We start from the raw sequence: 12,636 nt of genomic DNA on the forward strand, positions 1-12,636 counted from the left end.
CACTGGCAGGAGGACGCCAACGCCGACAAGCGGCCCGTCAACTGGCAATTCACGACCGGTGACGCCAGGACCAAGCTCCGCCACCTATACCCAGAACATTAGACACGACTAAGTACTAGGATTGCGTCCCAGACCCGGCGGGGTCAGATCAATGATCGTTCCTCCGCCGCGATGCTTGAAGGACTTCAGGTCTTGAAGCACCGCGGCTTCGTCGTCGAGTCCCACGTTGTCGCGGCTGTTATAAGGATGTTCGCGGAGCACCCAAGCCAGGCTGGGGCTCACCGGACCGTCCAACAAGGCACGTATGCGCTCGTCGGCGGCCGGTGAGAAGGCCGCACCCAAGTCGTTGGACAAGTGCTCGTGGGGCAGCACGATTCCCATGTCACTATGTTCGATGCGTCCCGTGACGGTTTGGACGCCTGTCATTTGCCACTCATTTTGGAGAGGAAGTCTGAGAACTTCTTGCCTCTCATATTGATCCATATGGCCAGCAGCAGCACCAGCCCGGTGACGATGGGGGTCACAAATGGGCTCATGCCGATCAGGGTGAGGCCGTTGGCGATCAGCCCGGTAAGAATCGCTCCGATCAAGGTGCCTACGATGGTTCCACGTCCGCCAAAGAGGTCCGTGCCACCGATGACGACCGCCGCGATTACCGTAAGTTCCAGCCCGACCGCAGAGTTTGCGGATCCGGAACCCAGTCGGGCCGCAATCAGCACACCGGCCACACCAGCGGCCAGTCCTGAACTGGCTAGGGCCCACATCTTGATGGCCTTGGTGTTGACCCCGGCGCGGCGAATTGATTCCTCGTCCGATCCCACGCCCGTGACATGCTGGCCGAAACGCATCTTGTTCATGAGCACGAGCCCGACGATGAAGGCGACGAGCCCGATCCAGGCCAACCACGAAACACCGATCAAGGTGCCCGAACCGATTTTCCGCATTAGCGTGTATTCAGCGATGGGGATGGAGAACCCCTCGGTGGACAAAAGTGCGAAGCCTCGGATCACGGACATCGTCGCCAAGGTGACAATGAAGGAGGGGATCCCCTGGTAACTCACCAGGTATCCATTGATCAGTCCCCATCCAAGCCCCATGAGGCAGGCCAGCACCATTACCACGGAGGATTCAATGCCGCTTTGGATAAGTTCAGCCGAGGTTGCCGCGATGAAAGCGGCAATAGCGCCTACCGACAAGTCGATTTGTCCGGCAGTGATGACGAAGGTCATGGCGACACCGATGATCAAGACCGGTGCAACTTGCGTAGCCAAGTTGGAGAGGTTGGCCAAGGACAAGAAAGCGGGACTGGCCACAGCGAAGAAGACGGCAATGAGCAGTGTCACGGCAGCCATCAATAGTGTGGGCTTGTTGGTGCGTTCAAACCATCCAGGTGATTTGTCGGTGAACCGATTGACATGGATATTGTTGATGGTGGTGGGCATCAGGAGACCTCCGGATATTCGGCTTCGGAGCGTGTAATCATCGCAACCAGTTTTTCTATGTTCAGTTCACCGATCGGTTTGTCATCGACGCTCTTGCCTTCGTACATGGCGGTCACGCGATCACAAACCCGGAAGATATCCTGCAGCCGGTGGGTGATGAGAATGACACCCACTCCTTCGGAGGCGACCTGTCGAATCAGCCGGAGCACCGACTCAACCTCGGCAACGGCAAGCGCCGCGGTTGGTTCGTCCAGGATGAGCACGTCTGGTTTGAATGAGACGGCCCGGGCGATGGCAACGGTTTGGCGCTGTCCACCGGAAAGCGTCCCGATTTCCTGGTAGGTCGACTTCACCCTCACGTGCAGATCGTTGAGCACCTTGGCCGCCAAGCCGTGCATGGTATTTCGGTCTATGAACGGCCCCTTCATAGGTTCGCGCCCGAGAAACAAGTTGCTGGCGACATCCAGGGTGTTGCATAGCGCCAGGTCCTGGTAGACGATTCCGATGTTTTCCTTCTGAGCATCGCTTGGGGTGACAAAACGGACCGATTTTCCCCGAACCAGGATCTCGCCATCGTCATGTTGTTCGGCCCCGGCTAAGACCTTCATCAGAGTCGATTTTCCTGCGCCGTTGTCGCCCACCAGTCCGAGAACTTCACCGCGTCGGAGTTTGAGGTCGACGCCTTGGAGCGATTTCACCGGGCCGTAGGACTTCTGGATTCCTCGAAGCTCAACGAGCAGTTCCTTGGTATGCATCGCGCTCACTTCTCGAGGTAGTAGAGGAAATCGGCAACATTGTCCGGTGTCACGATCTGAGTCGGGACGGGGATGTTTTTCTCGACGACCTCGCCGCAGCTGAGGTCGATTGCTGCGGTCATCGCGTCATAGCCGAATTTGAAGGTGTTCTGCTGGACGACGCCCTTCACGAATCCGTCTTGGAGTCCGCTGACGGCAGCCTCAGACAGGTCCCAGCCGACGACGTCTGTCTTGTCCTGTGCGTTCTGGTTCTTGACGCCGGCAACAAGCCCGATCAGCGCTGGTTCACCGGTGGCGTAGACATATTTCAGATCCGGGTTTCCTGTCAGCAGGTTTTCTGCAGCGCTCTGGGCTGTCTCCTGGACGTTCTTTCCATCGACGATGGTGCCCATGCTCATGCCCTTGGTCATGACGGCGTCTTCGAATCCCTTCTGGCGCTCAAGCTGGATGGTCGAGTTGAGCGCGCTGACGACTCCGACTTCTCCGGTGTCGTTGGCCAACTTTGCGAGAAATTCTCCCATCTGGGCACCGCTCTCCTCGTTGGACGTACCGACCTGGCTCGAAACCGCAGGGTCCTCGACAATGCCATCGACAGCGACAATCTTGACTCCGGCCTTGTCCGCTGCCTGGATAGCGGGCTTGATGCCTTCGGTGTCAATGGCTGCCACAATGATGGCCTGGACCTTCTTGGCAACGAGGTTGTCGATGGCGTTGGCTTGCTGCAGCGGGTCGTCATTCGCGCTAACGATCTGCAGGTCTGCGCCTACTTTGTCAGCGATGGTCTGGGCCCCGGTATTGATCTGGTTGAAAAACAGTGCCTGCAGGTTGGGCGTGACCAAGCCAATTTGCAGTTTTCCACCGCCCGGCGCTTCACACCCGGCGGGGAAGGAATCCGGTTGTGGGACCCCCGAGGTTGTCACGCCTGTTGGCCCGCCTGCTGCTGCGGAACTGGATGTGGTGGGTTCCGGTCCGGAATCGCAACCAGTCAAGACTAAAGCCAGCGCGGCAACGGAGAGTGCTGCAGTTGAAAACTTTTTCATGTCTGATTTCCTTTTCATCGATCGAGCAATCAATTTGGGTATCCATTAAGCGGACAAGGTTGTCATGAACCGGTCCAATTCGGGGCGCCGGGGTGACCGCCGAGCTCCGTTTCCCCGACACGCCAGGGCTGCTGCCGCAGACGCCGTTCTTGCGGCGGCCTCGCTGGAGGAACCGGCAGCGAGCGACGCGACATATACGCCGGCGAAGCAATCGCCAGCACCGGTGTCGTCAACGACGTGTGTCGGGAACGCGGCGAGTTCCAACGTGGGGACCCCGGGAACAAAGAGCGACAGCCCATCGGCCCCACGAGTGATGACGATGGTAATGCCTTGATCTTCGGCTAGACTGCGCAATTCCGTTTCAGAGAAGCCGCAGGTCCCCAAGAAGGTTCTGTGTGAACCGAGCAGGTGGGTGGCTGCGTCGGCGGCCCTGAGAATCTGCGCCTTTTCTTGAGCCCCGTCAATGTCAACGACGATCCGCAGGTTTCCTGGATTGACCATCCAGTCATGGTTCCAGCGGTATCCGTCAAGGTATATCCAATGCTCCGAGTCCCGGTCGAGACCGGATAGAACCTCTTGCAGGTGCGATACCTGTAGGGAGTCGTCTTGGCTGATGACGGAACGTTCGCCATGCTGGTCCACGAGGATGGCTGCATGTGAAAGGAACCCGTCCAAGCTGGTCCAGTTGGTGCAAATATTTTCCGCATGAAGCCGAGCTTGGAAGTCCCGCGAAGCGGCGTCGACACCCAGGGAGCCGACGAACGTGGTCTCTGCGCCGAAGCGTGCTGCCGCAACCGCTGCATTGGCCGCCATGCCGCCGTCCATGGTGGTGATCCCTTCGGAGTGCAATCGTTCACCTGCACGAGGCATTTCCCGGACTTGGACGACCACGTCACGGTTGGCATATCCGCAAAAGAGGATCATGGTCTACAGTCCGGCGGCCCGAGCAACTGCGGCCACCTTCTGCCCTTCGGCCCGGCCCCACCACCGTCCGTTGTCCTTGACCGATGACGCAACGATTGCCCCGTTGCACTCGTCTAAAAGGGCGGAGACATTTTTCTTCGTGATTCCCGATCCAATGATGACCGGCAGCACCGTGTTCGTCCGGATGCCGCGCACTTCGTCGGGGCTCGCCGCGTCGCCGGTTCTTGATCCAGTGGCAATCAAGACGTCTGCTCCGAAAAATTCGGCATCTTCGGTTTGCTCTGCAAGCGTCCGGTCGGCGACGATCGCGTGTGCACCGTGTTTGACATGGACGTCGGCGAACACCCGGATACTGCGGGCATGGATGCGCGATTTGAACCGGGCGGTCTTTGCGGCCTGCCCTTCGATGATGCCTTCGTTGGCGACATAAGCATTCGCCCACTGGTTGACCCGGATCCACCCGGCACCTGCTGCATGCGCGGCGGCAACGGAACACTCGCCGGCGTTGGACAAAATGCTGACGCCCACACGAGGGCCGAATTCCTCGACAATCCGGCGGGTGACCACTGCCATGGCAGCCGCGGTTTCGTATCCGTGTTCACCCGGTTTCTGAAAGGGCATGTCCCAGTGGTTTTCGACGATCACGCTGGAGAAGCCATTGGCCATATAAGTCCGGGCCTCCGCCAACCCGTAATCAGCGATCTCTGCGACCGGTTGCCCCGAGTACTCAGGGCTTCCCGGGAGCGCCGGAAGATGCACGGCTCCAATGAGGACACGCTCGATTGACATCAACTCCTGAATCGCCGAAGGCTTCCGGGGATACACACCAAGAGTGGGGCTCATTTTGACGCTCCTTGTGATTGTTAGTAAACGTTTTCTCAACGAACTAGATTGAGCCTACGGTTGTCCATTGAGAGCGTCAAGACATTTTTCAAAGATTTCTGCCCATCAGTACGGGATCTAGGGTCGCAAGCTTGGCAGGGACTTCTTGATGAAGATGGATCCTATTGCTCAATGACGGGGTAAAGTAGGATTCGCCAGCAATTTCTGAGAATACGTATTCTTATCGAAACATAAGGGGAACGATGGACAAGGTAACCATCAAAACGGTGGCGGAACACGCAGGTGTTTCGATCGCCACTGTCTCTCGTGCAATGTCCGGCTCAACCACCGTCGCACCCGAGTTGCGCAAAGCGGTCGAATCCTCTGCGCGGACACTGGGGTATGCCCGAAACAGCATTGCAAGCGCCCTGCGCAGTTCCAAGACACAAACCGTGGGCATGGTCGTCCCGGAGATCGCTAATCCCTTCGTCACCGACCTGGTACAAGAAGTAGAAGACGCATTGCACGCCGCCGGGTACCAACTTCTTCTCTGCAACGCCCATCAAGATCCCGTGCGGGAGCGTGAGGCGCTCGCCTCACTGATTGCACGACAGGTCGATGGCCTGATCATCAGCCCGGTGGATTCGGTCGATAGCCTGGCGGGTGTTCGTTGGGCCACTGAGAATCTGCGTCTTGTGCAGGTCGACCAGCGGATCGAAGGACTGGAAGCCGACTGGGTCGGCGTTGATGATGAACAGGGGATGCGTTTGGTCCTCGAACACCTCGCTGCCCAAGGAATCCGGAGTGCAGCGTTTATCGGCTCCATCGCCACCGACTCTTCATCGATGGCCCGCCTTGACTCATTCCGAAAGTTCTGCCAAGAACTGCACATCTCGATCGACCCTGATCACATCAAGCTTGGCGACTACACCGCTTCGTTCGGACGAGAAGCAACAACGGCCCTTGCAGCAAATGGCGCTTTGCCCGATGCCCTTGTGTGTGCAGCTGACATCATCGCCATCGGGGCGCTCCAGACCTGCCACCAGCAGGGCATCGGTGTCCCTTCCTCGCTGATGGTCACGGGCTTCGATGACATCGAATTCGCGGATCTATGCACCCCTCAGCTGACCACCGTTCGCCAGCCGCTCAAAGCAATCGCGCAGCAGGCGGTCAAGCTCGTGTTGACGGACCACGTACCGCATGAAGCCACGGCAAGGACCGCGCTTTCCGCGCGTTTGGTCGAACGACACAGCACCGGCCAACTCGGCCTCGGGATCGGAGAAACATCGTGAACAAGCAGGAGACTCTGGTCTTCCTCCAGGAGATCATTCGATTCGCATCGGAGTCGGGTGACGGCAAGGCGCAGGCTGCGTTGCAGGAGCTCATTGCCCGTCGGTTGGCAGACGAAGACTCTTCACTGGTGATCACACAGGACACCAGCACCGAACTTCCCTGGACCCTTATACGCACTTCCAGCAAAAACGGCAAAATGCTTCTGTTCGCCTGCCATGTGGATACCGTTCCGACCGGCGACGTCGAAGCTTGGACGTATCCTCCCTTCGCGGGGGTCTTGGCCGAACAACGGGTCCATGGCCGGGGGTCCGTTGATATGAAGGGTGGAATTTCCGTCGCGGCCGCGGGCTTGTTGGCTGCCTCGGCAGCCAACGCCAACGTCGGGCTACTCCTCACTGCCGACGAGGAGATCGGCTGCCTCGGTGCGCCCGGTGCAGCAACGGCCCTGCGAGACATCGAGGTCGGAGCCACCATTATCCCGGAGGCCACCAATAACATGGTCGTGTTGGGGCACCGCGGCGCCCTGTGGCTGAGGCTCGAGACAGTTGGCCTCGCGGCCCATGGCAGCACACCCGAGTTGGGTATCAACGCCGCATTGAAGATCGGGCAGGTCATGGCGCGTGCCAGTGACGGGCTACCTCTGGCCAAGGATCGGTTCCTGGGCCGGGAAACGTGGAATCTTGGTGTTCTGCAGTCCGGAACAGCCCCGAACATCGTTCCCGAACGCGCGGTCGCGACCGTTGACATGCGTACGGTCGCAGAGGGCTCTCGTCTACAAGAGTGGTGGGCTTCCCAGCCGGAAATTAATGCAGTGAGTCGTGTGTTGTCTCTGCCTCCGCTACAAACGGAACAGGTCGGCTGGGTCGAAACGCTTCCTGCCGCCATCTCTCCACACCCGGCTGCGTATTTCACGGACGGTGCCGTCATCGCCCGTTCCCTTCCCGGGATACCGGTGGTCATTTGGGGTCCCGGAGAACCGAAGCAAATGCATGCACGGGATGAATCCCTTGACATCGCATCACTCGAGTTGGCCTACGAGCAGTTTCATGAAGTGGTGTCGCGCTGGGGCTCATAGTCGATCCTGAATCCCCGTCCCCGGAAAGGACAGCGCGGTTCCGTCCCTCCGAAGCCTCTGTCCGCCCGCTGGTCCGTCTGGATTGTTCGGTGGGAGGTATCCGGCCACCACAGGCTCACTTCCGGGCCCGCCAAGGCTTTCGTTGCCGGGAACGATCATCCACGGCGAATAAGCGGGCTCACGTAACCAAGCCAAGCATGGCACCTAGCCCCAAGCCCGGGCCGGCCTACCGATCGGTCTTGGCCACGGAAAGCAAAAGGCCCGATTCCTCCAGCGCTGTGATCTGCGAAAAGCCCTGCGGCATCACCAGCAGGTCCCCGGTCCGCGCCTCCCAGGACGCGCCGCCCGAGTCCAGGCGAATCCGGCCGCTGAGCACCACGACCGTCGCCTCGCCGGGGTTGACGTGTTCCTTCAGCTCGGTACCGGCGGCCAGGCCGATGACCGTCTGGCGCAGGGTGTGTTCGTGCCCGCCGAACACGGTGCTCGCCGCGCGCCCGCTCGACGCCGTGGCCGCGGACTGCATCTGTGCCCGGGAAATGGCCGTCAGTGAAAACTTTTTCATGTTCTCCTCGTTCGCCGCGGCATACTCTCCTGCCCCCAAGGATGACCCGGGGGCCGGGGGCGGGTCAAGGAACCGGCCGCGGCGCAGTCCCCGAGCCTGCTCCACCGCGCCAATCCCCCACGCCCGTGTCGCGCGCACGCGCGCGCGAACCATGGCCATTTCGCCGGCGCGGCGGTAGGTTGAAGGCAGCCGCCGGGACCACTTCGGCGGCCCCACGGGCCCTCGCCGAACATTGACCGCCCGGCGCCGGGAAACCGCCCGGATCCTCGCGGCCGCGGCTCCCTGGGCGAGGCATAGTTTCGCCCCGGCCCCCGTCGATCACAGGTCCGGGCACGCACCACGGAAATGGCGGTGGCGATGCAGGCGGGCACCCGCATCGTCCACCGAGCACAGAGCAACCGGCCACCGGCACGGCGGCCGGCAGCCACTTTGAGAGGACCGCGCTTCCATGACCAGCAACTCCTTCAACTCCCGCGCCACCATTGAGGTCGACGGGACCAGTTACGAAATCCACCGCATCGACGCCATCGAAAACTCCGCCCGCCTGCCCTACAGCCTCAAGGTGCTGCTGGAAAACCTGCTGCGCAACGAGGACGGCCGGCTGGTCACCGCCGCACAAGTCAACGCCCTGGCCTCCTGGGACCCGGCCGCCGAGGCGAGCCGCGAAATCCAGTACACCCCCGCCCGGGTGCTGATGCAGGACTTCACCGGGGTGCCCTGCGTGGTGGACCTGGTCGCCATGCGCGACGCGATGACCGCGCTGGGCGGGGACCCGAAGAAGGTCAACCCGCTGATCCCCGCCGAGCTGGTCATCGACCACTCGGTGATCGCCGACGTCTTCGCCCGCTCCGACGCCTTCACCCGCAACGCCGACTACGAGTTCAAGCGCAACCAGGAGCGCTACCAGCTGCTGCGCTGGGCCCAACACTCCTTCGACGACTTCCTGGTGGTCCCGCCGGACACCGGGATCTGCCACCAGGTCAACCTCGAATACCTCGCCCGCGTGGTGTTCACCCGCCAGGGTCCCGACGGGCTTGAGGCCTACCCGGACACCCTGGTCGGCACCGACTCGCACACCCCGATGGTCAACGGACTGGGCGTGCTGGGCTGGGGCGTGGGCGGCATCGAGGCCGAGGCCGCGATGCTGGGCCAGCCCATGAGCCTGCTGATCCCGCAGGTCGTCGGGCTCAAGCTCACCGGCGAACTGACCGAGGGCACCACCGCCACCGACCTGGTGCTCACCGTCGCCGAGCTTTTGCGCAAGCTCCGCGTGGTGGGCAAGTTCGTGGACTTCTTCGGCCCCGGGGTGGCCAACGTCCCGCTGGCCACCCGCGCCACACTGGGGAACATGTCCCCCGAGTACGGTTCCACCGGGGCGCTGTTCCCCATCGACCAAGAGACCCTGGACTACCTGCGCCTGACCGGCCGCGAGGAGCACCAGGTCAAACTGGTCGAGGCCTACGCCAAGGCACAGGGCCTCTGGCACGATCCCGAGCACGTCCCGGACTTCAGCGAGGTCCTCGAGCTGGACCTGGGCACCGTGGTCCCCTCGCTTGCCGGGCCCAAGCGGCCCCAGGACCGCATCCCGCTGGCCGCGGCCCAGGGCGCGGTGCGCCGGCTGCTGGCCGGGGACACCCAGGAGGAGGCGATCGCCGGCGGGCTCGACGACGCCGAGGCCGATTCCTTCCCCGCGTCCGACCCGATCTCCGTCAGCTCCCGCATCGAACGCGACATCCCGCCGCACGACTACGCCGGCGACGAGGCCGCGATCAGCTGGCCGTCCAAGCCCGCCACGGTCCACCTCGGGGACGGCACCGAGGTGATCGACCACGGCTCGGTCGTCATCGCCGCGATCACCTCCTGCACCAACACCTCCAACCCCACCGTGATGCTGGGCGCCGCGCTGCTGGCGAAGAAGGCGGTGGAAAAGGGGCTGCGCTCCAAGCCGTGGGTCAAGACGACCCTGGCGCCGGGCTCCCGCGTGGTCACCGACTACTACAACCGCTCCGGGCTGACCCCGTACCTGGAGACGCTGGGCTTCAACCTGGTCGGCTACGGCTGCACCACCTGCATCGGCAACTCCGGCCCGCTGATCCCGGAAATCAGCGAGGCGGTGAACTCCCACGACCTCACGGTCGCCTCGGTGCTCTCGGGAAACCGCAACTTCGAGGGCCGCATCCACGGGGAGGTGAAGATGAACTTCCTGGCCTCCCCGCCACTGGTCATCGCCTACGCCCTGGCCGGCTCGATGCACGTGGATCTGCTCAACGACTCCCTGGGCGAGGACACCGAGGGCAACCAGGTCTACCTGCGCGACATCTGGCCCTCGGGCGAGGAGGTCAAGGCGGTGGTCGATGCCAACCTCGAGGCCTCGATGTTCACCAAGGGGTATGCGGATGTCTACCACGGGGATGAGAACTGGCGCTCGATGCACATCCCCGAGGGCGACCGGTTCGCCTGGGATGCCTCTTCCACTTATGTGCAGTCCCCGCCGTACTTCGAGGGCGTGGGCCCGGTGCCCGAGCCCATCAAGGACATCTCCGGCGCGCGCGTGCTGGCCTACCTGGGCGACTCGGTCACCACCGACCACATCTCCCCGGCCGGCGCGATCCGCAAGGACTCCCCCGCCGGCGCCTACCTGCTCGCCCAGGGCGTCCAGCCGGCGGACTTCAACTCCTACGGTTCGCGGCGCGGCAACCACCACGTGATGATCCGCGGCACCTTCGCCAACGTCCGGCTGCGCAACAAGCTGGTCCCCGGCGTCGAGGGCGGCTTCACCCGGCACCTGCCGGGCAGCGAAACCACGACCATCTTCGACGCGTCGCTGGCCTACCAAAAGGACAACACGCCGCTGGTGATCCTGGCCGGTTCGGACTACGGTTCGGGATCCTCCCGCGACTGGGCGGCCAAGGGCACCCTGCTGCTGGGCGTCAAGGCCGTGCTGGCCACATCCTTCGAGCGCATCCACCGCTCCAACCTGATCGGCATGGGCGTGCTGCCGCTGCAGTTCCGCGACGGCGAGACCGCAGAGTCCCTGGGGCTGACCGGCGAGGAGGTCTTCTCCGTCGCCGGGCTGGCCGGCACGGAGTCGTTGCCCGACGAGGTCCAGGTCGCTGCGGAGGCCGACGGCGCAACGCGCACCATCACCATGCGGGTGCGCATCGACACCCCGGCCGAGGAGGCGTACTACCGCCACGGCGGCATCCTGCAATACGTGCTGCGCCAGCTGCTCGACGCCTGACGCACACCCGGGGGCGTGCCCTGTTCGCCGGGAGGGGCACCCGCGTGCCGCCGGGTACAAAGCGCACGGCCAAGGGGTGGCGTCAGCGGCGGCAATCGGTAAGCTGGAACCACGCATCAAGACGTTCGTTAATGCAAAATCGCCCGGGAAGGCGGAGACATTATGAGTATCGGTGCCGGAATTTTCCTGTTCGTTATCGGCGCGGTGATCCGCTTCGCACTGAATGTCGAAGTGAGCTGGCTGGACCTTCCACTGGTCGGGAACCTCCTCATGGGAGCTGGCGTCCTGATCTTTGTGCTGGGGCTGGTTTCCACCTTCCGCCGTCGCCGTAGCGTCTCGACCCGCCGGACCGTCAATGGCCACGGCGAGGTCGACGGAGTCACGCGGACCACCCGCGAAGTCGACGACCCCGACCTCTAACCGCTGCCTCACCGTCCGCCCCGCGCCCTTGTTCCCGCCCCGCGGGACCGGCATACTCGGGGCATGATGCGAAGCGTCGCCGTCCTGTCCGACATCCACGGAGTGCTGCCGGTGCTTGAGGCGGTCCTGGCCGAGCCCGCCGTGGTCGCCGCGGACCGGATCGTCGTCACCGGAGACCACGCCGCGGGGCCGCAACCCACCGAGGTGCTGGACCGGCTGGCTGCCCTGGGCGAGCGTGCGCTGCTGGTGCGCGGCAACGCGGACCGCGAGCTGGCTGCCGTGGCCCGGGGCGCTTCGATCGAGGTTCCCGACGAGGTCGTCCCCTGGGCGGCCGCGCAGCTGGCCCCGGAACACCTCGCCCTGCTGGAAGCGCTGCCGCATCCGGTCACCCTGGAACTCGAGGGCTTCGGCCCGGTGGTCTTCTGCCATGGCACCCCGCGGGACGACGAGGAGGTCGTGCTGGTGGACAGCCGGCTGGAGCGCTGGGCCGAGGTCTTCGCCGAATTGCCCGAAGAGGTACAGACGGTGGTCTGCGGGCACACGCACATGCCGTTCGTGCGGCTGGTGGACCGGCGGCTGGTCATCAACCCCGGCAGCGTGGGCATGCCCTACGGCCGGCCGGGCGGCAACTGGGCGCTGCTGCGCGACGGCGCCGTGTCCCTGCACCGCAGCATCATCGACGTCGATGAAACCATCGAACGGGTGGTTGCCGAATCAAGCTACCCGAACCGCCGGCAATGGGCCGAGTACTTCATCCGCTCCACCGCGAGCGATGCCGAGGCTCTCACTGTGTTCGGCCCCCGGGACGGGCGCGGGAAGTAGCCGCGCCGGGGGCATGATCCTTCTGCTGCGGCCCGAGCGCAACAACCGAGCACCCGGTTTGTGGATCGACCGGGCCCCATCCACAGATTTTGCCACCCCGCCCCATTCCCTTTCGCGTCGGGGCATGCTGGTGGACATGGAAACCGACCGGTTCATCGAACTTTCCGCGGGCACCCGCGGCACCCCGGGACACCCCGTGTCGCCGGACGATGAACTGCGCGCCCTGCTCGAGGCCCAGCG

The 12,636-nt window shown here is 63.2% G+C and carries 12 protein-coding genes; 5 read left to right on the forward strand and 7 right to left on the reverse strand.

The features are described from left to right. Positions 1-108: 108 nt before the first annotated feature. From ACIPVK_RS20925 to ACIPVK_RS20950, 6 genes are read right to left on the reverse strand one after another with little or no spacing between them, the layout of a single operon-like run. A complete protein-coding gene (locus ACIPVK_RS20925; RefSeq protein ID WP_407613916.1) occupies positions 109-426 on the reverse strand; it encodes a hypothetical protein in 318 nt (105 codons plus the stop codon). Further along, positions 423-1,442: an ABC transporter permease gene (locus ACIPVK_RS20930; RefSeq protein WP_407613917.1), complete on the reverse strand. Its 1,020-nt coding sequence runs from the start codon at positions 1,440-1,442 to the stop codon at positions 423-425. Before ACIPVK_RS20930 ends, ACIPVK_RS20925 begins: the two co-directional genes overlap by 4 nt. Then, positions 1,442-2,197 (reverse strand): ATP-binding cassette domain-containing protein, encoded by a 756-nt coding sequence (locus ACIPVK_RS20935; RefSeq protein ID WP_407613918.1) that lies wholly within the window; start codon positions 2,195-2,197, stop codon positions 1,442-1,444. The genes ACIPVK_RS20930 and ACIPVK_RS20935 overlap by 1 nt, the downstream gene beginning before the upstream one ends. Positions 2,198-2,202: 5 nt before the next feature. After that, on the reverse strand, positions 2,203-3,237 hold the full coding sequence (locus ACIPVK_RS20940; protein WP_407613919.1) for a substrate-binding domain-containing protein: 1,035 nt from the start codon (positions 3,235-3,237) through the stop codon (positions 2,203-2,205). A 45-nt stretch (positions 3,238-3,282) separates the two neighbouring features. After that, the gene (locus ACIPVK_RS20945; RefSeq protein WP_407613920.1) at positions 3,283-4,161 is read right to left on the reverse strand and encodes a carbohydrate kinase family protein; all 879 of its coding nucleotides are present in this window, start codon (positions 4,159-4,161) and stop codon (positions 3,283-3,285) included. Between the two features lie 3 nt (positions 4,162-4,164). After that, on the reverse strand, positions 4,165-5,004 hold the full coding sequence (locus ACIPVK_RS20950) for a BtpA/SgcQ family protein (protein ID WP_407613921.1): 840 nt from the start codon (positions 5,002-5,004) through the stop codon (positions 4,165-4,167). A 242-nt stretch (positions 5,005-5,246) separates the two neighbouring features. On the opposite strand from ACIPVK_RS20950, the gene ACIPVK_RS20955 reads away from it, so the two are divergent. After that, positions 5,247-6,275 (forward strand): LacI family DNA-binding transcriptional regulator, encoded by a 1,029-nt coding sequence (locus ACIPVK_RS20955; protein ID WP_407613922.1) that lies wholly within the window; start codon positions 5,247-5,249, stop codon positions 6,273-6,275. Continuing rightward, entirely contained in the window at positions 6,272-7,351 is a 1,080-nt protein-coding gene (locus ACIPVK_RS20960; RefSeq protein WP_407613923.1) for a M20 family metallopeptidase, read from the forward strand. The genes ACIPVK_RS20955 and ACIPVK_RS20960 overlap by 4 nt, the downstream gene beginning before the upstream one ends. Positions 7,352-7,577: 226 nt before the next feature. On the opposite strand, the gene ACIPVK_RS20965 is transcribed toward ACIPVK_RS20960, so the two are convergent. Beyond that, the gene (locus tag ACIPVK_RS20965; protein WP_407613924.1) at positions 7,578-7,913 is read right to left on the reverse strand and encodes a cupin domain-containing protein; all 336 of its coding nucleotides are present in this window, start codon (positions 7,911-7,913) and stop codon (positions 7,578-7,580) included. 448 nt (positions 7,914-8,361) lie between these two features. Here ACIPVK_RS20965 and ACIPVK_RS20970 point away from each other — a divergent pair, with 448 nt between their 5' ends. The 3 genes from ACIPVK_RS20970 (at position 8,362) to ACIPVK_RS20980 (ending at position 12,396) form a co-directional block, all read left to right on the forward strand. After that, entirely contained in the window at positions 8,362-11,154 is a 2,793-nt protein-coding gene (locus ACIPVK_RS20970) for an aconitate hydratase (protein ID WP_407613925.1), read from the forward strand. Between the two features lie 162 nt (positions 11,155-11,316). Continuing rightward, a complete protein-coding gene (locus tag ACIPVK_RS20975; protein ID WP_407613926.1) occupies positions 11,317-11,574 on the forward strand; it encodes a DUF6458 family protein in 258 nt (85 codons plus the stop codon). Between the two features lie 63 nt (positions 11,575-11,637). After that, the gene (locus tag ACIPVK_RS20980) at positions 11,638-12,396 is read left to right on the forward strand and encodes a metallophosphoesterase family protein (RefSeq protein ID WP_407613927.1); all 759 of its coding nucleotides are present in this window, start codon (positions 11,638-11,640) and stop codon (positions 12,394-12,396) included. The last annotated feature ends 240 nt before the right edge of the window (positions 12,397-12,636 follow it).

Source organism: Paeniglutamicibacter sp. MACA_103 (assembly GCF_045798555.1).
Lineage (GTDB): Bacteria > Actinomycetota > Actinomycetes > Actinomycetales > Micrococcaceae > Paeniglutamicibacter.

Excerpts from the sequence above, each read along its gene's own strand:
- ACIPVK_RS20950 (WP_407613921.1), bottom strand. The coding sequence starts at position 5,004 with ATGAGCCCCACTCTTGGTGTGTATCCCCGGAAGCCTTCGGCGATTCAG.
- ACIPVK_RS20955 (WP_407613922.1), top strand. The coding sequence starts at position 5,247 with ATGGACAAGGTAACCATCAAAACGGTGGCGGAACACGCAGGTGTTTCG.
- ACIPVK_RS20940 (WP_407613919.1), bottom strand. The coding sequence starts at position 3,237 with ATGAAAAAGTTTTCAACTGCAGCACTCTCCGTTGCCGCGCTGGCTTTA.
- ACIPVK_RS20935 (WP_407613918.1), bottom strand. The coding sequence starts at position 2,197 with ATGCATACCAAGGAACTGCTCGTTGAGCTTCGAGGAATCCAGAAGTCC.
- ACIPVK_RS20965 (WP_407613924.1), bottom strand. The coding sequence starts at position 7,913 with ATGAAAAAGTTTTCACTGACGGCCATTTCCCGGGCACAGATGCAGTCC.
- ACIPVK_RS20980 (WP_407613927.1), top strand. The coding sequence starts at position 11,638 with ATGATGCGAAGCGTCGCCGTCCTGTCCGACATCCACGGAGTGCTGCCG.
- ACIPVK_RS20970 (WP_407613925.1), top strand. The coding sequence starts at position 8,362 with ATGACCAGCAACTCCTTCAACTCCCGCGCCACCATTGAGGTCGACGGG.
- ACIPVK_RS20975 (WP_407613926.1), top strand. The coding sequence starts at position 11,317 with ATGAGTATCGGTGCCGGAATTTTCCTGTTCGTTATCGGCGCGGTGATC.
- ACIPVK_RS20925 (WP_407613916.1), bottom strand. The coding sequence starts at position 426 with ATGACAGGCGTCCAAACCGTCACGGGACGCATCGAACATAGTGACATG.
- ACIPVK_RS20930 (WP_407613917.1), bottom strand. The coding sequence starts at position 1,442 with ATGCCCACCACCATCAACAATATCCATGTCAATCGGTTCACCGACAAA.
- ACIPVK_RS20945 (WP_407613920.1), bottom strand. The coding sequence starts at position 4,161 with ATGATCCTCTTTTGCGGATATGCCAACCGTGACGTGGTCGTCCAAGTC.